Raw genomic sequence first — 20,386 nt, forward strand, 5'->3', positions numbered from 1 at the left:
ACGACTCGCACAACCCCGGTGGACACTTCGGCCAAAGAGAGGCCGGATCGGCCGCCCGTAGTGTTCGGCGTGCCTACGGAAGGACTGATCGAAGATGACCGAGCCTCGGGGGCCCGTCGACTCCTCCCGCGTCCCGCGCTTCGCCGGACCGGCGACCTTCGCCAGGCTGCCCCGCCTGGACGAGGTCGGGCACGCCGACGTCGCGGTCGTGGGCGTGCCGTTCGACAGCGGCGTCTCCTACCGGCCCGGGGCGCGCTTCGGCCCCTCGGCCGTGCGTGAGGCCAGCCGGCTGCTCCGGCCGTACCATCCTGGCCTGGACATCTCGCCGTTCGCGACCCAGCAGGTCGCCGACGGCGGCGACGTGGCGTGCAACCCGTTCGCCATCGACGAGGCCGTGACCACCATCGAGGAGGCCGCCTCCCGCCTGGGCGCGGACGGGACCCGGCTGGTCACGATCGGCGGCGACCACACGATCGCGCTGCCGCTGCTGCGCGCCGCCGCCCGCCGGCACGGGCCGGTCGCGCTGCTGCACTTCGACGCGCACCTCGACACGTGGGACACCTACTTCGGCGCCGAGTACACCCACGGGACGCCCTTCAGGCGGGCCGTCGAGGAGGGCCTGCTCGACACCCAGGCGGTCAGCCACGTGGGCACGCGCGGCCCGCTGTACGGCAAGAGCGACCTCGACGAGGACAAGCGCCTCGGCTTCGGCATCGTCACCAGCGCGGACGTCATGCGCCGGGGCGTGGACGAAATCGTGGACGCCCTGCGGCAGCGCATCGGCGACCGGCCGCTGTACGTCTCCATCGACATCGACGTGCTCGACCCGGCGCACGCGCCCGGCACCGGCACCCCCGAGGCCGGCGGCCTGACCAGCCGCGAGCTGCTGGAGATCCTGCGCGGCCTGGCCGGCGCGAACCTGATCGGCGCGGACGTCGTCGAGGTGGCGCCGGCCTACGACCACGCCGAGATCACCGCGGTCGCCGCCTCCCACGTCGCCTACGACCTGGTCACCCTCATGGCGGCCCGCCCCTGCGAAGGAGCCTGACATGCCGGACATCACCTACGCCGTGGTCGACCCGGCCACCGGCGAGACGGTCGCCAGCTACCCGACCGCCACCGACGCCGTCATCGACGACGCGCTCACCGCCGCCCACCGGGCGGGAGCTCGCACCGGCACCGTCGCCGACCGCGCCGCCCTGCTGCGCAAGGTCGCGGACCTGCACCGCGAGCGCCGCGCCGACCTCGCCGCGACCATCGTGCGGGAGATGGGCAAGCCCCTGGAGGAAGCCGAAGGCGAGATCGACTTCTGCGTCGACATCTACACCTACTACGCCGACCACGCCGCCGCCTTCCTCGCCGACGAGCCGATCGACATCGGCGCCGGGCAGGGCGGCGCGGTCGTGCGGCGCAGCCCGTTCGGCGTGCTGCTGGGGATCATGCCGTGGAACTTCCCCGCCTACCAGGTGGCCCGCTTCGCCGCCCCCAACCTCGCCGCAGGCAACACCATCCTGCTCAAGCACGCGCCGCAGTGCCCCGCCTCCGCCGCCGCGCTGGAGCAGATCTTCCTGGACGCGGGCTTCCCCGAAGGCGCCTACGTCAACATCTACGCCACCCACGAGCAGATCGCCCGCCTCATCGCCGACCCGCGGGTGCGCGGCGTCTCCCTCACCGGCTCGGAACGGGCCGGCGCCGCCGTGGCCGAGATCGCCGGACGCCACCTCAAGAAGGTCGTCCTCGAACTCGGGGGCTCCGACCCCTTCATCGTCCTGTCCACCGACGACCTCGACGCCACCGTGGACCAGGCCGTCGCCGCCCGCCTGGACAACACCGGCCAGGCGTGCAACGCCGCCAAGCGGTTCATCGTCGCCGAACCCCTCCACGCGGACTTCGTCGCGAAGTTCACCGACCGGCTGCTCGCCCGCTCGCCCGCCGCCCCGCTGTCCTCCCAGGCCGCCGCCGACCACCTCGCCCGCCAGGTCGACGCCGCGGTGGCCCAGGGCGCCACCCTGGCAAGTGCGGGCCAGCGGCAGGGGGCGTACTTCCCAGCCGGCGTCCTGACCGGCGTCACCGCCGAGCACGACGTCGCCCACCAGGAGCTCTTCGGCCCGGTCGCCATGATCTTCGCGGCCACGGACGAGGAGGACGCCGTCCGGATCGCCAACGACACCCCGTACGGCCTCGGCTCCTATGTCTTCACCACCGACCCCGAGCAGGCCGAACGCGTCGCCGACCGCATCGAGGCGGGCATGGTCTTCGTCAACGGCGTCCTGGCCGAGAGCGCGGAGCTGCCGTTCGGCGGGGTGAAGCGCTCCGGCTTCGGCCGCGAGCTCGGCCGCCCCGGCATCGAGGAGTTCGTCAACAAGAAGCTGATCCGCACCCTCGTACGAGGGTGAGCTGCCGCAGGCACCGGAGCAGGACGGCGGCCCGGTCAAGAGGCGGCTTCGAGCAGCTTCTTGACCGTCGCCACCCGGTCCGGCAGCCCGCCTGGAGCGATCGGCACGCACTCGTAGCCGAGTGAGCTGTAGGTGTCCTGGTGGATCTGCTCGAACCGCAGCGACTCCTCGAAGGTGATCAGACGCGCGTCGGTCGGTGTGACGAACCCGAGGCTCTGCACGAAGAACACCTTCTTGGCGTAAATCCGCTGTGCCTGGATGCGTTCCAATTCGCGGGACAGAGCCGGCGAGACGGGATGGCCGAGATAAGTGGCCAGGGCATACGTGCAGACGGGCGACCGGTCGTAGACCTGCACATCACCGGGAAGGGCCGCGGCCTGTTCCTGCCGTCGGCGCTGCAAGGCGGCGACCGCCCCCACGAAGGACGGCTTCGTCCACGGCTCGGGTTCACCCCGAGCCTGCTCCAGGGCGATGACGTCTGTCGCCGCCTCTTCGACGACGGTGTAGCCGTCACACTCCAGCCACCGCAGGATCGCCGTCTTCCCGGCTCCAGGGGTGCCGGTCAAGATGTAGCGCTTCATCAATCGCCTCCATACGTCTTGGGTCGTCAGATGGTGTGATCGGCGGTCATCTGGAGGAACAGATCCCGAGCTCCGGCCCGCGACAGGAGAGCCGCGGCCGTCCTTGAGACCCGAACCTCGTCGCGCCCATGCCGGAACAGCTGACTCTGCGGCCCGGCCATCAAACCATGAAGCTTCTGGCACCCGACCACAGGAGTACAGCCGCGACTACCCCTGCAGCACCAGCGGCTACCCGGAGCTCCCGCCGGGAAGGGCCCACGCCCCGGGGGTCGAAGCCGATGAGGTCGTAGCGCTCGTTGAGCTTGGCGATCTCCTCGTTCCTGAGCCTGATCCGCAGGACGGGATCGAGGTACCCGCTGTTACCGGGCCCGCCAGTCCGACGTACGGGTGCCGCGAGAAAGGTCATGGCAGTCATCACTACAGCAGCGCTTGTTTCCTCACGGTTTGCGGCGCCAAGCCGATCGGGGGTGGAAACAGGGAGGAAACCCCGCCTGGTCTAGGCATGAGCCCGAACGCCGCGGCCGGCGCCACCGCTGGACCGCGAGACTCCGACGGAAGGAACTTCTCGTGAATCGTGCGACAGCGGCCGGCCTCGCCGGGCTGGCCTGCGCCATGCTGACGCTGAGCACCCTGCCCGCCGCGGCGGACCCCGCCGCGAACCGGGGTCGACTCGGCGACGTGCAGCGGGCGCTGGCGGCCCTGGCCAAGTCTCCGCAGGTGGTGGGCGCCATCGGCGAGGTCTACGTCGACGGCAGGCGCGTCGGCAAGGGCTCGGCCGGCACCCGCCTGCTGAACGGCAAGGGCGGCAGGATCCCGGCCGGGTCACGCTTCCGGGTCGGCTCCCAGACCAAGCAGATGACCGGCGTCGTGGTGCTGCAACTGGTCGAAGAGGGCAAGCTCAAGCTCGACGACAAGCTCAGCGACCTGCTCCCGGAGGTCGCCGGGAAGGACCTGGTGGAACGGGCCGGCGAGATCACCCTGCAGCAGCTCATCCAGCACACCTCCGGCATCCCCAACTTCTTCGACGACAAGCTGGTCGACACCTTCGACTTCACCACCCACTACCCGCCCATGGAGCTGGTGAAGAAGTCGCGCACCCTGCCCCGGACCCAGGAACCGGGAGAGAAGTTCTCCTACTCCAACACCAACTACATGCTGCTCGGCCTGATCATCGAGAAGTACACCGGGCACACCCTGGCGGCCGAGTTCGAGCGGCGCGTCTTCGACCCCGTCGGCATGGACGACTCCTACCTGCCCACCAGGTTCCCCGGCGGCATCAAGGGCCCGCACGGCCACGGCTACTTCCCCGACAGCACGGGCGAGCCGCGCGATGTGGACCGGCTCAACATGAGCTACGGCTACGCGGCCGGCGGCGTCATCTCGACCGCGCACGACATCAGCGCCTTCCAGCGGGCCTTCGCCCAGAACCGGCTGCTGCCCGAAGAGCTGAAGAAGGTGCTCATGGGACCGCGCAGAAGCGCGCCACAGCCGTCGGGGCAACCGTCCGAGGGTGGGGGCGGCCAGCAGCAGCCCACGGTGCCGTGCGGGGGCGAGCCGGTGATCATGTCGCTCAAGGGCAGCGCCCCCGGCTTCAACGCGGTCACCTTCACCTCGCCCGACGGCCGGATGCAGTTCGCCCTGTCGGCCACCCTGGCCGTCTCCAACATCGACGAATCGGTGGATCCGCTCCTGGTCAAGGCCGCCGAAGCGGTCTTCTGCCCACAGAAGTGACGACAGGCCTGGCCGGAGGTGAGCGTCGGCGTGCCGCAGGCCGTCCTCATGACGCCGCTGCACCGCGACCGGCTGGCCCGTCCGGACCCTCGACCGGCTCATCGACGTCGTCGCCACCGGCCTCACCCGTCCTGAGCAGTAACGAGGTGGCCAGAGGAGGCGCGCCGGCGGCGGCAGCCGGTGGTGCGACAGGATGTGCCTTTCCTGGTGCGCTTGAACCCGTGTGACTTCCGTTTCACCAGGCAACCTGGACAGCGAGTACGCATGGAAGAGATATGCGATTCGCGAGTCAACGAGCGGTGGAGGAACCGGCGCCACCGCCGCAAGGAGTGCCGCCTTCTGAGGCTGTGCTGGCCGAACTGTTCCTGACCCAGCGGCTGGGCCTGGTCCGGTTGGCGTACCTCCTGACGGGAGACCAGGAAACGGCCGAGGACGTCGTCCAGGACGCCTTCACCGCACTGCACCGCCGGTGGGACCGGCTGTCCGACCACGATCGAGTCCTGCCCTACCTGCGGACGAGCGTGGTGAACGGATGCCGCATGATCCACCGCCGCCGCTCCATCATGAGCCGGTTCACCGGCGACCGGCAGACGCCGTCCCGGTCAGTCTCCGCGGAAGCGGCCACGCTGCTCGGGGAGACGCGCCGGGAGGTGTCGGCGGCCGTACGCGCCTTGCCCCGCCGCCAGCGAGAGGCCGTGGTGCTGCGCTACTACCTCGGCCTGTCGGAGGCGGAGATCGCCGAGACGATGGGAGTCAGCCGCGGCACCGTGAAATCGACCGTCTTTCGAGCCCTGAAGGCACTCACCGTCAAACTGGAGGGAAAGCGATGACGTCATGGCTCGAAGACCAGCTCCGCGAGGCCCTGACGGCCGACGCCGAGCAGATCCGCCAGGAAACCCTGCGTCCCGCCGAGCAGGCGGCGCCGCGAACCAGGACCGTCGTTCCCCGACGCCGATTCGCCCTGGCGGTCCCGTTCGCGGCCGCGCTCGTCGTCGCGGTCATCGGCACGGTCGCCGCCATCGTGGCCGCGACAGCAGGCACAACTCCGACCGTGCCCGCGACGAGCCCTCTCGCCGGTCCCCGCTTCCTGCTGACCGCCGCCAACGACGGCGTGACGGTCCACGACGCCCGCACCGGAAAGATCACCAGCCGGCTCGCCCTGCCCCCGACCCCGCAGGGCAGCTTCCGCGAGCCCGGCGGCTATCTGCTCGCCGGCGCCGGCGACGGCGCGACCTTCTACGTCGCCCAGAGCGTGCAGTCCCGCGAGACGCAGGTGAGCAGCACGAAGTTCTACCGAGCCCGGGTCGATGACCAAGGGAGGGTGGCCGAGCTGGTCCGCGACGTGATCCCCGAAGCGACCGGTACGACGGCGAGCTCCCTCGCCGTCACCCATGACGGCACTCGCCTCGCCTACAGCCTCGACGGCAGGGTGTGCGGCCAAGGGAAAACACTGCGCTTCTGCCCCGGAGCCCAGCTCACCGTCGTAGACCTGCCCACGGGAACGACCCGGACCTGGACGACGAACGCCGCAGAACAGATCGAAAGCCTCTCCTGGACCGCCGACCGCCGCACACTCGGTCTCGTGGTCAAAACCGAGTCCCGGATTCTGGACACCACCGCCCCCGGCACCACACTCGCGTCCAGCCAGGTCATAGCTCCAGGCACGCAGGCCACCACGGCGACGATCAGCCCGGACGGCCGCAGCATGCTGATCGGCCACAGCCGACCGCCCCGCTACACCGTGGACGAGTACTCCGTCCCGGACGGCCGCAAGATCCGCACTCTGGTGAGCAGGAGCCACGACGGCGACAACATGGCGCGCTGGAACCTGATCCGCTACGACGCCACCGGGCACCATCTGCTGCTCGCGGGGAACTTCGAACCCCTGAGCAGAGTCGACGACGGCTGGATCACACCCCTGCTCCGCCCCGGAACTCCCCAGCCCCTGGGATCCCGACCAGAGATCGCGGCGGCCTGGTAACCGGCGGCAGCCTTCACCTCGGCGCACCGAGTGCGCGCGTCCACCTCGGCCTGGTTGCGTTCGGCCCGCGCCAGGTCGCGGTGGCCGGATGTTCGCCTCCGCCGTCTCCCCCTCGAAGCCCGGAGTCGGCATACTCATCTCACGCGCGTGGACGGGGCTGGGGGCAGGCATCAGGGTCAACCGTGACTACGTGAGGGAGCTTCGATGACGGCGTTCATCGGATTCTTCGGGGCGATCCTCGGCGCTCTTGTCGGAGCGATCGCCACTTACCTTACGGCGCGCTCCAACATGAGGCTCACACTTGAACACTCGTACGATCAAACACTTCAAGGGAAAAGGCTGGAACGCTATCAAGCATTGTTCCATGCTTCCAAGTGCCTGCCTCGGTATTGGCGTCCGATGGAAGAAGAGCCGAAACGAGAAGATTTACAGCAGTACATGCGGAACTTCCATGATTGGTACTTCGGCGAGGACGCCGGAGGAATGTTCCTCACCGCGGCCGCGAAAGACGTCTACACTCGCCTGCTCAACCTGCTCGCGGAAGCGGCGTTCAAGGGCGGAGACGGGCCCGACGGCGACTCTCGTCTCACCGAGACGGAATCAGAGGCGCTACGCCAACTGGCCGGCGAACTTCGACGTCAACTTGCTGTGGATGTCGGAGCCGCGCACCCACCACGCCTGCACTGGACCCGGCCAGGCCCGCAGGCGCCACCACCGAGTTTCGACTCCTGACAGCCGCCAGGCCACGTGCACTGCCAGGAGCGTCCGTCGTATTCGACGGCGAACGGGACCGCGTGCGGAAGCGGTACGCCCCACACCTGCTGACCCAATCCACCGCTTCTTCAAGGTTCCCGTCCACGATCCACGAGCGGAGAACGGCCGCCGTGCGTGCGCGGATCGCAGGATCAATGACGCCTTCCGAACGGCCGACGCCGACCTCGACAAGATCTGGAAGAGGTACGACATCGGCCTTGAGCGTTCGTGTCATGATCTCAGCGGTTTGGCGCGCCCGAACCGCAGTGCTGGTGTATATCCGCGATATTCCCTCCTTCATCAAACGTGCCGCTGCCTCACCAGCTTGCAGACGTCCTTTTGCGGTGAGGCTCGCGAGGGGAAGCGCGCCGGCGGCGCCGGCTATGACGCTCTCGGATTCCGCGTGGCGCAGGCACAGCAGCCGGACATGATCACTCATGGCTCGACCCTATGACCGAGCCTCCGTCATGTCTTCTACGTGATCGCCGCGCAGAACTCCCGCAGGGCGGCCGGTTGTCCTCGAGGACCACGAGGTCGGTGAACTTCCACCGACCTCCGTGCCGACGAAGAACCGCACGGCGGTGTCCGTCGTTGTTCCCACACTGGGCTCCCTACAGATTCGGCGCAGCGACAGCGAAGATGTGTCGTGCATGGAGCCGCTGAGTGACGGCTGTTTTGCGTTGCGCCCACTCTGTAGTGACTGGAACGTCCCGACAATGGAGCAATCCGCACAGCGGACCGGGGCCGAAGAGGTCCGGCGTCACCGCACGCTGGGACCCTGACCGCCCTCCCTCTCCCGATCGCCCATCGCCTGCCGAGCCGATCAAAAGGTGGACAAGGTACCAACCGGTCGGTATTTTCGCCGGCATGAGGCTGGAACGCCGCACTTGGCGGACGCTGGAGCCGTTGCACGGCATGATCTACTTCTCCCCGGAGGCGGATGCCGCCTACAAGCGGCTCGGACTGACCGGCCGGATGGGGTACTTCGCATCCAGGGCGGCCGCATTCGGCCCGGTTCCCGCGGAGGCGGTCGTAGCCACTTTCTACAACTTCAATCCGCAGGTGGTCCATCAGGCGATACCGGCCGCCTGGCACCTCGCTTCCCCGGCCGACATCCTGGACGCCCGGCTGAACGCAGTCGACACGACCTTGCGCCAGGTGCTCGGCGACGTGGTCGATTCGCCGGAGATGTCTCATGCCGCCGCGCTGGCCCGGGAGGCGGCCCAAGCCATCTCGGGCGAGCTGAGCGGGCGGCCTCTGTACGCCGCGCACGCCGCACTGCCCTGGCCCACCGCCCCGCACCTGGTTCTCTGGCACGCCGCGACCTTGCTGCGCGAGTTCCGCGGTGACGGCCATCTGGCCGCCCTGCTGGCCGCCGGGCTCAGCGGGATCGAAGCCCTCGTCACCCACGCCGCCACCGGCGCCGTCCCGGCCGAGACGCTCCGGGTCACCCGCGGCTGGACCGAGACCGACTGGGCGGCCGCTGAGCGCAGGCTGGAGGATCGTGGCTGGCTCCGCGACGGCTCCCTGACCGAGCGGGGCCGCAGGGAACGTGAGGGGATCGAAGAGGCGACCGACCGTATGAGCACGGCCCCCTACGCCGCGCTCGGCGACGATCGCTGTCAAGAACTGTGCGTCCTGGCGCGCCCCTGGAGCAAACAACTGGCGGCCGAGCTGATGTCCTGGGCCGCGGCCCGCAACTCCCGGGATCTCTGAACGCCGCAAACGGACTGATCATCGTCCCACCGAACCGGGGGACGTCACTCCCGCGAGGCCGCCGTGACGCTCTCCGCCTGGCTGTCCGTGAAGCGCCCTTGATCCAGACCTAGCACACCAGCCCAGCAGCGTTACTGAAAGCGTCAGGCCATAGCGCTCAGCAACCGACCCACGTTCGAGCTCGCACCGCCTGCGGTACTGCTGCGGCCCTCACCGTCCATGAACAGGGCACCGGAACTGTGCCGACAGATGCCGGCGCGCTCGCCGAGAGGGAGGATTTGGCTCTTCAGCGTCGCGAGCCTGGACGCGGCAGGGTGTCGACGGCCTCGGCGAGGGCATGGATGAGCGGGTTGGTGTCAGTGCCGCGCCAGGCGAAAGCCCATCGAACGGGCGGGGACTCGCCTTTACATTGTAGATTCGTTTTGCCCCGGGGACACATGCAGTGGCGGGGCTGACTCAGCGGTAACACCCCCAGCGCGATGTCGGGAGGCCTGAAGAGACTCCCTCGAAACCGTCGGTGTAACCGCATACGCTGCCGGCAGTGGCCGACGCGCTGGCCCGCTTCCGAGCTTCCCGCCCCCACGCGGCGGACGGCGACGAGGACAAGGTCTCTCGGATCGCGCTGGATGAGACTCCCGCTCCGCTGCTGGTCGTGACGACTCTGGCGGGGTGGCGTGGGCACCCTCGCCGAGAGGAACCAGGCCACGACCAAGAACAGCGCCCGCAAGGAGATCCGCGCCCGCCAGGCCGCGACCGGCGAGGCAAGGCCTGGCAGTACGCCAAGGTCCCGTGCCCGCAGGTGTCCGGGCCGCACCTGAGGACGCGCCTATGGGCTGCGGAGAAGGCCCTCAGCACGGCGTTGCAGGTGGACGGCGCGGTCGGGGTGGACGCCCGGTTGGCCCCGCGCGAGCGGAAGGAGGCGGAGGTGCGGTTCGGCGAGCGGCTGGCCGCCGTGCTCGGCGCTCCCGTCTGATCGGCGTCCTCATCCCCCACCAACGGGCCTCCTGCACCGCCCACCCGGGCGCGGAGGCCCTTCGCATGTGACTCGGGCGGGGTCGCATTCCTGTGGGCGTCCTTCTCCCGAAGCTGTCCCCAGCCGTCAGGTAGCGCTGATTGGAGAGACGCCTATTCTGTCCGGTTCCGGAATGGCTGAGTCGCAGGTCAGCGCATCCGAGACGCTCTCCATGCGGATTTCGGGCGCATCCCAGCGCTAACGTCCGGTGCCGAAAACTCGGTCTCGGCTGTCCGGCGCGGACCCCGCGCGACCTGTAACGATCGGTCTACTTGACGGGTGGGGCCACGCTCGGGAGGAGGACGCCTTCCTCTAGTGGACAACGCGCACTGTAGGCGCTTCACACGGGCGGGCCTGCCTTGACGCGCCGCACCAGTCGTTCCATCGACCCCCGGTAGCTGTGGAGGTGTTCGAGCCACCACGTGGCGCCCGCATCGGCGTAGGCCCGGACCGACGAGCCTGGCTCGCTCACCCCGATGACCGCCACGTCGAGGTCGCCCGCGTTTGCCCGGTGCCGGCGCAGCTCGCTGACCTGGGCAGCCAGGGAGTCGGGTGAAAGCGTCATGCGGCCCTCGCGGTCGTCGCCGGCGACGATCCAGCCGTCCCATCGGACGGCCCGCTTAAGGGCACCCGGAGCCGAGCCGCCGACCCACACCGGCACCCGGGGCCGCTGGAGGGGCAGCGGCGCGAGCCGCACCCCGTCGACGGCGTAATGAGCGCCCCGGTGGTGCACCTCCTCGCCGGACCAGAGCGAGGCCATCACGTCGAGTGCCTCGTCGAGCACGACCCCGCCGGGCCGCGTTGAGCCGAAGGCGGTGAACTCCTGCCTCACGCCGCCCAGCCCGGCGCCCAGGATCGCGCGGCCGCCGCTCAGCCTGTCAAGCGTCGCCACCGTCTGGGCCAGCCTTTCCGGGCGGTGCCGGGCCACGGCCGTCACGGCCGTGCCCAGCCTGAGGTGCGAGGTCGCCTGCGCCGCCGCGGCCAGCGTCACCCACGGGTCGGCCGATGGCATGCCCCAGGCGAAGGCCAAGTGGTCCCACACCAGCACGGCGTCCCACCCGGCGGCCTCGGCCTCCCGGGCGAGGGTGACCAGGTGTGCCGGTTCCCCGAGGTCACCGAGGATCGCGACGTCGATGCCGTAACGCATGCCCCCCACTCAAGCATTCGGCACCGACAGTTCTGGGGGTGCCGCGATCACGCAGCGCGGCGCCGACGAGTGGGGTGAGCGCAGCACAGAGCCGATGGAACAGTGAACCTCAGTGTCGTCAACCTGTCCGGCGGACAAATGCCTCTGTGCCACAAGCCCTCACACTGAGCGCATCATAGATCACTAACAGTCAGTACATCCGAATTCGAGCCGGGCTCGCTCGACGCCCTCCCGCCATGATCCCGACGCCCTCCATGGCTCGCATGCCAGGCGCTCAGAGGCTAAGCGGGAATTCCCGGCGAATATGTCCAGGGCCTCCAAGGGCGCCCTGTCGAGCCCTCTCGCGCCACCCTGAATGGTTCAGCTTTATGCCGTGCTCGTTGCAATGGTGTGTGCCGCACAGTATCGTGTGGCATGTGCACGATGACGATGAGCTGCTTGCCACCCATCTCCAGGAGCTGCGGCGGGGCACCGTCGTCCTGGCCTGCCTGCTCATGCTCGACCGCCCCGACTACGGCTACGCCCTGCTCGACCGCCTCACCCGGGCGGGCCTCGCCGTCGACGCCAACACCCTCTACCCCCTCCTGCGCCGCCTGGAGAAACAGGGTCTGGTGACCAGCGACTGGAACACCGAGGAATCCCGGCCGCGCAAGTTCTACCGCACCAGCGACAGGGGTGCCGCGCTCGCCGCCGCGCTCAGTCGCGACTGGGACGAGCTCGACACCGTACTCCGCTCCCTGAAAGGCGCGTCATGACCACTACTGCCACCACCAACACGCTCACCGACCGCTATGTCGCGGCGGTCCTGCGCCACCTGCCCGGAAGCCGGCGAAGCAGGAGCCGGCGATCCGAGGACCAGCGGTCCGACATCGACATCGAACGCGAGCTGCGGGCCTCCATCGCCGACGCCGTCGACGATCGGGTGGAGGCCGGCGCCGACCGGGCCGAGGCCGAGTTCGCGGTGCTCACCGAGCTCGGCGACCCGGCGCGGCTGGCGGCCGGTTACGCGGACCGTCCGCTCCAGCTCATCGGCCCCGCGCTCTACCTCGACTACACGCGGTTACTGACCGCCCTGCTCGTGACCATCGTGCCCGCCGTGGCCGTGGCGGTGGGGCTCGTGCAGGGACTGCACGGGGCGGGCGCGCTCGACCTGATCGGCGACACCCTCGGTGCGACGCTCACCACCGCCGCGCACCTGGTCTGCTGGACCACGCTGCTGTTCGCGGCCATCGAACGCGCCGCGGGACGCCGCACGCCCGCCAGGCGCTGGACGCCCGACGCGCTCCCCGAGCCGCCCACCCGCCGCGCCCGCTACGGCGAGCTGATCACCTACACCGTGGCGATGGTGCTGTTCACCACCCTCATCCTGCTCTCCCCGATGATCAGCACCGAGACCGACGCGCACGGCGCCCCCATCGGCGTGTTCGCGCCGTGGCTGTGGCAGACCGGCTTCGTGTACGCGTTCATCGCCCTGGTGACCCTGAACCTCGCCGTCGCCTACGCCAAGCACTACGCCCGGTGGAGCGTTCCGCTCGCCGTGGCCGGGACACTGGTCGAGATCGCCTGCCCGATCGCGCTGCTCTGGCTCGCCGCCAGTGACCGGGTGCTCAACCCCGGCTTCACCCAGGCCGCCGCCTGGCCGCAGAGCGCGACCACCTGGGTCAACACCGCGCTCATCGTCGTGTCCGCCCTCACGATCGTCTTCGCCGTCATCGACGGCATCGCCCGAGCCACACGTCGCTGAACCCACACGAATCAGGAGACCGGCATGAAAGCAATCGTCTATCAGGAGTACGGCTCGCCCGACGTCGTGCGTCACGCCGACGTCGACCGTCCCGCCCCGGCCGCGGGTGAGGTGCTGGTCCGGGTGCGCGCCGCGGCGCTCAACCACGCCGACCTGCTCACCCTGCGCGGCACGCCGCTCCTGCTGCGCCTGGTGTTCGGGGTGCGGCGGCCGAAGGCCACCGTCCTGGGACGCGCTGTCGCGGGCACGGTGGCGGAGATCGGCCCGGACGTCAAGGACCTCCAGGTCGGCGACGAGGTCTTCGGCGAGACGGACCAGCGCGGCTTCGCCGAATACGTCGCGATCCCGGCGGAACGCCTGGCCAGGAAGCCGGAGCAGGTGACGTTCGAGCAGGCGGCCACCTTACCCGTGGCCGGGATCACAGCCTTGCAGGCGCTGCGGCTCGGCGCCGCGCGCCCCGGCACGACGGTGCTGGTCAACGGCGCCTCCGGCGGCGTCGGCACATTCACCGTGCAGCTCGCCAAGGCGCTCGGCGCCGAGGTCACCGGCGTGTGCAGCACCCGCAACGCCGAGATGGTGCGCTCGCTCGGCGCCGACCACGTGATCGACTACACCCGCGAGGATTTCACCCGGGATACACGCCGCTTCGACGTCCTGATCGACATGGTCGGCAACCACCCGATCTCGGCGCTGCGCCGGATCCTCGCCCCCGGCGGCATCTACATCGCCTCCAACAGCGCGGGTGGGCCGGTGCTCGGGCCCATTCCCCGGCTGCTGGCCACGGTCGCGCAGACGCCGTTCGTCCGGCAGCGGCTCCGCGTCCTGACCTCCCGGAGCAACGCCGAGGACCTGCGGACGCTCGCCGGCTTCGTCGCCGACGGCAAGGTGACACCGGTGATCGAACGTACGTATCCGCTCAGCGAGACCGCCGACGCCCTCCGGTTCCTGGAGCGGGAGCACGCCCGCGGCAAGATCGTCCTTCTGGCGTAGGACGAGGAGGCCGGGCGCCCAGGGCCCGGGGCCTGGACGAAAGTACGAGATCGCGGTCGGCCGAGGGGCGGGCGCAGGCCGGGCCGGGTCCGGTGACCGCGGCCAGGCGGGTCAGAGTGCATGCATAGCGCCGGCGGGTGGTGGCCACGGCGAGGGAGTCGAGGAAGCGGGCGAGGGCGCCGGCGACGGTGATCCGCTCGCCGGCAGGGCCACCGTGAGGAGAGGCGGGTCCGTGTGGGCCGGGGAAGGCGACGACCGGCATGACCACCTCCACAGGGCCGATGTGACATGGGCCTGAGACCGGCGGACGCTCAAGGTGCATCGCGGGTGACGATCCCGTGTTCGTACGCGTAGATCGCTGCGTGCACGCGGGTCCGGAGGCCGAGTTTGGTGAGAATCCGGTTGACGTGGGTTTTGACCGTACCCTCCTCGATGGTGCACGCGGCGGCGATCTCGCCGTTGCTCAGCCCTCGGGCCAGGAGGCGTAGCACGTGGTGTTCGCGCGGGGTCAGCAGGTCGAGTTCGGGGGTGGCGGGGCTCGGGGACAGCGCGGCGAAGCGGCTGATCAGGCGGCCGGTGACCTGCGGGTCGATCAATCCCCTGCCCTGGTGCAGCTCGCGGACCGCCGCGACGAGCACGTCGGGTTCACTGTCCTTCAGCAGGAAACCGGCGGCTCCTGCACGCAGCGCGCCGAACAAGTACTCGTCGAGGTCGAACGTGGTCAGGGCAAGCATGCGGGGGGCGGATTCCGCGGCGGCGAGGCGGCCGATGGCGGCGATGCCGTCCATGCCCGGCATCCGCAGATCCATCACCACCACGTCCGGCCGGCGCAACAGCGCCTGGCGCACCGCCTCGGCGCCGTCGGCGGCCGTCGCGATCACGTCGATGTCGGGTTCGCCGTCGAGGATGAGCCGCAGCGCCTCCCGCGCCGCCTCCTGATCGTCGGCGACCAGCACCCGGATCGTCACCACACGTTTCCTTCCCTGGGCAGGTCGGCGCGGACCCGCCAGCCGCCCGTCTCGACCGGCCCCACCGACAGGGTGCCGTCGAGCAGGCGCACCCGTTCGCGCATGCCGCGGATGCCCCGCCCCTCGGCCTGGGGCGCAGGGGCCGGGGCGCCGTTGTCGAGGACCTCGAGGCGCAGACCGCGGTCGTCCTGCCGCAGGTGGACGGTGACCTCGGTCGCGTCCGCATGCCGTACGGCGTTCGTCAGCGCCTCCTGGACCACCCGGTAGGCAGTGTGATCGACGGCCGGCGGCAGCGCGTCCCTCCTCCCGGAGCGGCATATGGTGATCGTCCGATCCGCGCAGGTGAGCCGTCCGGCCAGCCGCTCCAGGTCGGCGGTGCCGGGCTGGATGGCGGCCGGGTGCTCGTCGAGCCTCCGCAGCAGGCCACGTACCTCGGTGAGCGCCGACTGCGACAGGTCCGAGATCGTCTGCAAGTGCTGCTTCGCGGGCGCGTCGCCAGGCGCCCGCCGACCCGCCGCGGCCTGCAGCCGGATCGCGGTCAGGTGGTGGCCGACGCTGTCGTGCACGTTCCTGGCCAGCCAGGTACGCTCCTCGGCCAGCACGCGCTCCGCCTCGGCCCGCTGCAGTCGCAGCGACTGGTCGGTCCGATCCCGGTGCAGCCGCAGCGCGTAGCCGGTGGCCACGGGCGCGACGCTCATGATCACTATGCTGGTCGGCTCCGGGACGCCCTCGCCCCCCAGCACCGCGAAGGTGCCGAGAACCCAGCACGAGGAGACCGCCAGCACCAGGCCCGGACGCCGCGGCCGGTGGTAGACGGCCGCGCAGAACACAGCCATCGTGACCAGCATCCCCTCCCACCGGTGCAGCTGCGCCATCCCGACCAGCGCGATCATCGCGGACGTCACCGCGGCAGCCAACGGCAGCACCCGCCGGACGAGCAGAGGGAGGCTGACGCCGACGCTGAAGACGATCAGAAGCAGGACGTCGGCCCGGACCGGCCCTTCCAGTGCCGTCAGCAGCGCCGCGGCGGTCGCGGCGCCGGCGACGAGCAGAACCTCCCTCAACCAGGGCATGTCACGATGATGCCGGATCACAGGTCGTGCCCGCGGGCGGGAGTTGCCCGGTGGTCAGGTAGCGGTGAACGTGATCGCGGACGCAGGGATTGCCTGCCAGGTAGAGCGCATGCCCCCCTTTGGCCCCCAGATAGCGGGCGCCGTCAAGTTGTGCGGTGATCCGGCGGGCGGACGCGGGCGGCGCCACGTCGTCGTACAGGCCGGCGGCGACCAGGATCGGAGGCAGGCCGCGGGGGTGAACCGGATGGGGCGGGAAGGACGCCTTCTGCGGGAGTCCGGTACAGAGGTTGGCCGGCGGCCACGCCACGGTCCAGCCGATGCGCGGCGCGGCGTGCCTCAGCCGCTTTTCCAGAGCCTTGACCTCGCCGTATGCGGTCGGGTACGGGAAATCGGCGCAGTTCGCGATCCTGCTGAAACCTGGATCGGCCGCTCCGGTGAACGGCTTGGCGAACCGGGTGGCGTCGCCCGCGTACGCTTCGGCCAGGGACTTGGCCAGTTCGGGCCAGGTCGCGTCGAACGTGACAGTCGCGCGGGAGGCGATCAGGGTCGCGCTGGCCGCTGCCCCGGCTCCGGCACCGGGTGCGGGGATCGGCTGCTTGGCGGCGCGGTCCATGACCTCGTCCCACACCTTGAGCACGTCGCGGCCGTGGAGCGCGCAGCTCTGATCGGTGGCGCACCACTCGGCGAAGCGGTGCAGGTTGTCTTCCTTGACCTTCGCTCTGGGCAGAAGCCATGCGGTCCACGATCGGTTGGTGTGGTCGATCGGGCTGTCCAGGTACATGCGTCCGACGTGGGAGGGGAACTTCTCAGCGTAGGCCACGCCGAGGACGGTGCCGTAGGAGTTGCCGTAATAGTTGAGCTCTTGTTCGCCCAGCGCCACCCGGACGGCCTCCAGGTCGTGGGCCCCTTGACCGGAATCCAGGTTGCCCGCGAGCGGGCCGGCGGCCGCGGCGCAGCCGAGGCCGAAGCGACGGTTCTGCTCGGTGTACCGGGCATAGGTGGCGCGGTCGGGGAACACCCACTCCGCGTTCATGGCCCACGGCGCCGGGTCCGGACAGCGCACCCCGGTGCTCGCCTCGAATCCGCGCGGATCGAAGACCACCACGTCGAACCATCGAGTCAGGTCGGCGAAGGCCGTCTTCGCCACGCGCAGGACCGAAATCTGCTGCGCGGGGCCACCCATGTTGAGGACAAGCGTCCCCTTCCTGGCGGCCGGGTCCCTGGCGGGCAGCTTGGCGAGCCCCAGCGTGATCTGCTCGCCCTTGGGGGCGGCCCAGTCGGCGGGCACAGTGATCCGGCTACATTGCAGGCCGTCGCCGCAGTCCTGCCAGGACAGCCCGGTATCCGCCACTGCGGGCGTCGCCGATGCTACGGGGAGCAGCATTGCGCCGAGCACGGCAATGATCGTCTTCTTCATGGCCCTCAGCTTTGCCGAGAGGACTGCCGCCGGTCGTCCACCTTTCGATAGATCCTTACGCGTGCGCACCTGCGATCCACCTTGCGAAGGAGAGCTGGGGTGCGGTCCCGGACCCTCTTAGCTTGTCGTGCGGACTCTGAGCTGGACATTTGTGGCGATCGGGTCTGAGATTCGCCTATCCGGCATAGGGGATTGTCACCACTCAGGGATGGCGTGTCGCCGCCGTGCACAAGCTCCCTGCGAGTGGTGAGCCGTCCGGCGTTGAGCGCCAGGACTCCGCCGAGCACTTGGACGACCAGCATCGCCACGGTGTTCAGCGAACGTCCAGAGCCTGTCCAGAGGCCGGAGTTCTCCTTCGCCCAACAGATCCTTTTTACGCAGGGAGAATCCCGTGGTCAGATGGAAAGCGGGGATCGCAAGTGGCGCGCTGATCCTGTTATCCGTGTTCGTCCCCACCTCGTTCGCCCCCACCGCCTCGGCGACGGCGACGGCGGCGGCGGAGCCGGACCAGCCGCCCACCCCGAAGCCCACCCTCACGAAGGAGTGCGGCACCGACCTCACGCAGGAGGCGGCGGCGCTCGCCGGGGACGGCAAGACCGGCAACGCCACCTGCATCCGCAAGCAGACGAGAAAGCCCGGCGACGCCAAGATCTCGAAGTCCTCCAAGGGGGCCGATGCCCAGCTCGCCGCCGACATCTGCGGCGGCCAGGCCACCATCAGCCGGTCGGCCAACTGCGTCATCGAGGACGGCATCCTGCTCATCTTCACGGTGCCCAACGGGGTCGTCATCGGCTCGATCCAGTACACCGTCTCCAGCCTGACGACCCTCGACTACGCCTCGCTGAGGTGGACCCAGTCGTGGCACTACCAGGCCAACACCGTCGCAGGACCGGCGATCCCGCCGGTGCTCGACACGTTGGTCTACGCCGAGCCGCAGTGCCTGGCCAACTGCACCGTGTCCAGCAGCGGACTCGTCGGCGGATCGGCGCTGCCCGGCCGCACCCACTCGGCCACCACGTACTTCCAGACCCCGCTGAGCGGCTCCTCGTGGCAGGCGCACGGCGGCATCAGGTACTGGTTCTACAACGCGGCCTGGGTGAACACGTCGTCGAACGCCTCGATCACCACGCCGGCCGTGCACCGCTGCGACAACGTGCTGACCGGTTACCCCGCGGGCTGCGTCTACAACTCGGTCCTCCCGGTGCACGATGTGCTGAGCTACCGCTATCCGATGTACGCACGCCACCTGAGCCTCGCCATCAACCACTACAAGATGAAGAGCATCCTGACGAGGACCCAGGACGAGAACCTCATGAGCAGGAACTACGAACGATCCTGCCGGGAGAACGTTCCCAACCCCATGCCTGCGGGCTCGTGTGACGAGTATCCGTTCAAGTCCACCCGCGAGGGCGCCTACTCCCAGCCCTACGGCCGCACCATCTTCATACTCAACATCAACGGGAACTCGTTCTCCTGCGGTGCCACCTGGCTGCCCGTCCGCGCTCCCAACGACTCCGGCGGTTACAGCATCTGCATGATCCCCCTGTCGGAGAACCTCCTCGGCGGATCCGACCTGGGCGCCTTCTACTACAAGTCCCGCGTCATCGACGGGGACCAGTTCCAGGTCCGCGTCATCTGATACTCCAGGGACGCTTGGCGATCTTGCAGCGTTCGGGTCACATGGCGACGGCCACCGCGTGATCATTCGGAGTTTGTGAAGACAACCGAAGATCGTGCGGTGGCCGTGAGCCACAGCGTAGAACCTGACGGCTGCGCGATCTGCATCGGTCGGTGGGAATGCGCGGAAAATACCCCGATGGTTCTCGGGGCGGTTATGGGCGGCACTTATAGCCCGCCGTTGATCGAGAAATAGCGAAATAATGTCATTAATCTTGTCAAGGTCCCGTCGTGCGCAGAAAGTGAGGGGTGACCAGGAGGAACCACGACCGATGGAGGAACGGTGGACCGACCCGTGAACGGGCTCCGGCGCGTCCGGCCGACGATCCGGCGCGCGTTATCCGTGGCTCTGGGAATTCTCACCGTGGCATTTGTCGCCGCGCCGCCTGCCGCTGCGCTGACGCTGCCCACGCCGAAGGATTTCGTGTCGTACCTCGACCTCGAATGCTTCAAGACCGACCCGTACCAGCCGCCGGCCGTCGGGCTGGCGCTGCGGCACCTCAACCCGGTGCTCGAGGGCCTGCCGGTCGAGCAGGTCAGCCTCGGCGCGCGTGAGCAGTTGTGCGTGCCGGTCGCCAAGAACAACGTGATCCCGCCGCCCGGGGTGCTGGACTTCGTCAGGTTCGTCGACCTGGCCTGCTACCGGGTCGTCACCCCGGCGCCCGGCAAGGGGCTGGTGCTCAGCCACCTCAACCCCGTGCTGCAGGACCTGCCTCGTACGGAGGTCGTGCTGGGCAGGGCGGAGCAGCTGTGCGTGCCGGTGGCGAAGAACGGCGTCGTGCCGCCCGCGGAGGTGCTGCGGCTGGTGCAGCACATCGACCTGCTGTGCTACGGAATCACCCCGAACCAGCCGATGAACCGGGCTCTCAACCTCACCCAGCTGAACCCGGTGCTGACCGGCCAGATTCCCCCGGCGACGGCGCGGGTGACCTACGCCCGTCAGCTGTGCGTGCCGATGCAGAAGGGCGGAGACGTCATTCCGCCGGAGGTGCTGCAGGTGGTGCGCTGGGTGGATCTGGAGAAGTTCGACATCGCCGCTCCGGCGATCGCGCCGGTGACGCTGAGCCTGCGGCATCTGAACCCGGTGCTGGGGTCGTTGCCGCCGGAGCGGGCGACGCTCGCCGGCGCCGCCCAGCTGGGTGTGCCGGTGGCGAAGAACGGCCAGTTCCCGCCGGGGTGAGCGCGCCGCCGGTGGCGTAG

18 protein-coding genes and 1 pseudogene are annotated in these 20,386 nt (G+C 69.5%); 13 read left to right on the forward strand and 6 right to left on the reverse strand.

Annotation, left to right across the window (positions count from 1 at the left end; translation table 11 throughout):
• The first annotated feature begins 94 nt into the window (after positions 1 to 94).
• Positions 95 to 1,048 (forward strand): agmatinase, encoded by a 954-nt coding sequence (gene speB / locus AC27IY_RS34955; protein WP_487180591.1) that lies wholly within the window; start codon positions 95 to 97, stop codon positions 1,046 to 1,048.
• Position 1,049: 1 nt separating this feature from the next.
• The gene (locus AC27IY_RS34960) at positions 1,050 to 2,396 is read left to right on the forward strand and encodes an NAD-dependent succinate-semialdehyde dehydrogenase (RefSeq protein WP_487180592.1); all 1,347 of its coding nucleotides are present in this window, start codon (positions 1,050 to 1,052) and stop codon (positions 2,394 to 2,396) included.
• 35 nt (positions 2,397 to 2,431) lie between these two features.
• On the opposite strand, the gene AC27IY_RS34965 is transcribed toward AC27IY_RS34960, so the two are convergent.
• The gene (locus AC27IY_RS34965) at positions 2,432 to 2,977 is read right to left on the reverse strand and encodes an AAA family ATPase (RefSeq protein ID WP_487180593.1); all 546 of its coding nucleotides are present in this window, start codon (positions 2,975 to 2,977) and stop codon (positions 2,432 to 2,434) included.
• 567 nt (positions 2,978 to 3,544) lie between these two features.
• Between AC27IY_RS34965 and AC27IY_RS34970 the strand changes: the two genes are divergently transcribed.
• The 4 genes from AC27IY_RS34970 (at position 3,545) to AC27IY_RS34985 (ending at position 7,421) form a co-directional block, all read left to right on the forward strand.
• The gene (locus AC27IY_RS34970) at positions 3,545 to 4,708 is read left to right on the forward strand and encodes a serine hydrolase domain-containing protein (protein WP_487180594.1); all 1,164 of its coding nucleotides are present in this window, start codon (positions 3,545 to 3,547) and stop codon (positions 4,706 to 4,708) included.
• 347 nt (positions 4,709 to 5,055) lie between these two features.
• On the forward strand, positions 5,056 to 5,538 hold the full coding sequence (locus AC27IY_RS34975) for an RNA polymerase sigma factor (RefSeq protein WP_423476115.1): 483 nt from the start codon (positions 5,056 to 5,058) through the stop codon (positions 5,536 to 5,538).
• Positions 5,535 to 6,689, forward strand: coding sequence for a hypothetical protein (locus AC27IY_RS34980; protein WP_487180595.1), 1,155 nt, complete (start codon positions 5,535 to 5,537; stop codon positions 6,687 to 6,689). Before AC27IY_RS34975 ends, AC27IY_RS34980 begins: the two co-directional genes overlap by 4 nt.
• Before the next feature lie 204 nt (positions 6,690 to 6,893).
• Complete coding sequence (locus AC27IY_RS34985) at positions 6,894 to 7,421, forward strand: hypothetical protein (protein ID WP_487180803.1); 528 nt, start codon at positions 6,894 to 6,896, stop codon at positions 7,419 to 7,421.
• Between the two features lie 94 nt (positions 7,422 to 7,515).
• Here the strand turns inward: AC27IY_RS34985 and AC27IY_RS34990 are convergent.
• Positions 7,516 to 7,881, reverse strand: a pseudogene (locus AC27IY_RS34990) (histidine phosphatase family protein); the annotation flags it as partial.
• A 428-nt stretch (positions 7,882 to 8,309) separates the two neighbouring features.
• On the opposite strand from AC27IY_RS34990, the gene AC27IY_RS34995 reads away from it, so the two are divergent.
• Both AC27IY_RS34995 and AC27IY_RS35000 read left to right on the forward strand, forming a co-directional pair.
• Positions 8,310 to 9,158 carry an SCO6745 family protein gene (locus AC27IY_RS34995; protein WP_423449567.1) on the forward strand — a complete coding sequence of 283 codons (849 nt, stop codon included), beginning with the start codon at positions 8,310 to 8,312 and terminating at the stop codon, positions 9,156 to 9,158.
• Between the two features lie 541 nt (positions 9,159 to 9,699).
• Positions 9,700 to 10,131, forward strand: a complete 432-nt coding sequence (locus tag AC27IY_RS35000; protein WP_487180596.1) for a hypothetical protein — start codon at positions 9,700 to 9,702, stop codon at positions 10,129 to 10,131.
• 379 nt (positions 10,132 to 10,510) lie between these two features.
• Here AC27IY_RS35000 and AC27IY_RS35005 read toward each other — a convergent pair whose 3' ends face one another.
• The gene (locus tag AC27IY_RS35005) at positions 10,511 to 11,317 is read right to left on the reverse strand and encodes an LLM class flavin-dependent oxidoreductase (protein ID WP_487180597.1); all 807 of its coding nucleotides are present in this window, start codon (positions 11,315 to 11,317) and stop codon (positions 10,511 to 10,513) included.
• Between the two features lie 416 nt (positions 11,318 to 11,733).
• On the opposite strand from AC27IY_RS35005, the gene AC27IY_RS35010 reads away from it, so the two are divergent.
• Genes AC27IY_RS35010 through AC27IY_RS35020 form a run of 3 tightly spaced genes read left to right on the forward strand, consistent with a single transcriptional unit; the run spans position 11,734 to position 14,051 of the window.
• A complete protein-coding gene (locus AC27IY_RS35010) occupies positions 11,734 to 12,072 on the forward strand; it encodes a PadR family transcriptional regulator (RefSeq protein WP_218156036.1) in 339 nt (112 codons plus the stop codon).
• On the forward strand, positions 12,069 to 13,061 hold the full coding sequence (locus AC27IY_RS35015; RefSeq protein WP_487180598.1) for a permease prefix domain 1-containing protein: 993 nt from the start codon (positions 12,069 to 12,071) through the stop codon (positions 13,059 to 13,061). Before AC27IY_RS35010 ends, AC27IY_RS35015 begins: the two co-directional genes overlap by 4 nt.
• Positions 13,062 to 13,085: 24 nt before the next feature.
• Positions 13,086 to 14,051 carry an NAD(P)-dependent alcohol dehydrogenase gene (locus tag AC27IY_RS35020; protein WP_487180599.1) on the forward strand — a complete coding sequence of 322 codons (966 nt, stop codon included), beginning with the start codon at positions 13,086 to 13,088 and terminating at the stop codon, positions 14,049 to 14,051.
• 311 nt (positions 14,052 to 14,362) lie between these two features.
• On the opposite strand, the gene AC27IY_RS35025 is transcribed toward AC27IY_RS35020, so the two are convergent.
• Genes AC27IY_RS35025 through AC27IY_RS35035 form a run of 3 tightly spaced genes read right to left on the reverse strand, consistent with a single transcriptional unit; the run spans position 14,363 to position 17,509 of the window.
• Positions 14,363 to 15,019, reverse strand: a complete 657-nt coding sequence (locus AC27IY_RS35025) for a response regulator (protein WP_423449575.1) — start codon at positions 15,017 to 15,019, stop codon at positions 14,363 to 14,365.
• The gene (locus tag AC27IY_RS35030; RefSeq protein ID WP_487180600.1) at positions 15,016 to 16,092 is read right to left on the reverse strand and encodes a sensor histidine kinase; all 1,077 of its coding nucleotides are present in this window, start codon (positions 16,090 to 16,092) and stop codon (positions 15,016 to 15,018) included. The genes AC27IY_RS35025 and AC27IY_RS35030 overlap by 4 nt, the downstream gene beginning before the upstream one ends.
• A gap of 1 nt (position 16,093) precedes the next feature.
• On the reverse strand, positions 16,094 to 17,509 hold the full coding sequence (locus tag AC27IY_RS35035; RefSeq protein ID WP_487180601.1) for an alpha/beta fold hydrolase: 1,416 nt from the start codon (positions 17,507 to 17,509) through the stop codon (positions 16,094 to 16,096).
• 442 nt (positions 17,510 to 17,951) lie between these two features.
• Between AC27IY_RS35035 and AC27IY_RS35040 the strand changes: the two genes are divergently transcribed.
• Positions 17,952 to 19,148 carry a NucA/NucB deoxyribonuclease domain-containing protein gene (locus AC27IY_RS35040; protein WP_487180602.1) on the forward strand — a complete coding sequence of 399 codons (1,197 nt, stop codon included), beginning with the start codon at positions 17,952 to 17,954 and terminating at the stop codon, positions 19,146 to 19,148.
• A gap of 402 nt (positions 19,149 to 19,550) precedes the next feature.
• Positions 19,551 to 20,366 (forward strand): hypothetical protein, encoded by an 816-nt coding sequence (locus AC27IY_RS35045; protein WP_371247995.1) that lies wholly within the window; start codon positions 19,551 to 19,553, stop codon positions 20,364 to 20,366.
• The last annotated feature ends 20 nt before the right edge of the window (positions 20,367 to 20,386 follow it).

Source organism: Nonomuraea sp. B208 (assembly GCF_057536035.1).

Excerpts from the sequence above, each read along its gene's own strand:
- AC27IY_RS34960 (WP_487180592.1), top strand. The coding sequence starts at position 1,050 with ATGCCGGACATCACCTACGCCGTGGTCGACCCGGCCACCGGCGAGACG.
- AC27IY_RS35030 (WP_487180600.1), bottom strand. The coding sequence starts at position 16,092 with ATGCCCTGGTTGAGGGAGGTTCTGCTCGTCGCCGGCGCCGCGACCGCC.
- AC27IY_RS34985 (WP_487180803.1), top strand. The coding sequence starts at position 6,894 with ATGACGGCGTTCATCGGATTCTTCGGGGCGATCCTCGGCGCTCTTGTC.
- AC27IY_RS35015 (WP_487180598.1), top strand. The coding sequence starts at position 12,069 with ATGACCACTACTGCCACCACCAACACGCTCACCGACCGCTATGTCGCG.
- AC27IY_RS34980 (WP_487180595.1), top strand. The coding sequence starts at position 5,535 with ATGACGTCATGGCTCGAAGACCAGCTCCGCGAGGCCCTGACGGCCGAC.
- AC27IY_RS34995 (WP_423449567.1), top strand. The coding sequence starts at position 8,310 with ATGAGGCTGGAACGCCGCACTTGGCGGACGCTGGAGCCGTTGCACGGC.
- speB (WP_487180591.1), top strand. The coding sequence starts at position 95 with ATGACCGAGCCTCGGGGGCCCGTCGACTCCTCCCGCGTCCCGCGCTTC.
- AC27IY_RS35005 (WP_487180597.1), bottom strand. The coding sequence starts at position 11,317 with ATGCGTTACGGCATCGACGTCGCGATCCTCGGTGACCTCGGGGAACCG.
- AC27IY_RS35020 (WP_487180599.1), top strand. The coding sequence starts at position 13,086 with ATGAAAGCAATCGTCTATCAGGAGTACGGCTCGCCCGACGTCGTGCGT.
- AC27IY_RS34965 (WP_487180593.1), bottom strand. The coding sequence starts at position 2,977 with ATGAAGCGCTACATCTTGACCGGCACCCCTGGAGCCGGGAAGACGGCG.
- AC27IY_RS35035 (WP_487180601.1), bottom strand. The coding sequence starts at position 17,509 with ATGAAGAAGACGATCATTGCCGTGCTCGGCGCAATGCTGCTCCCCGTA.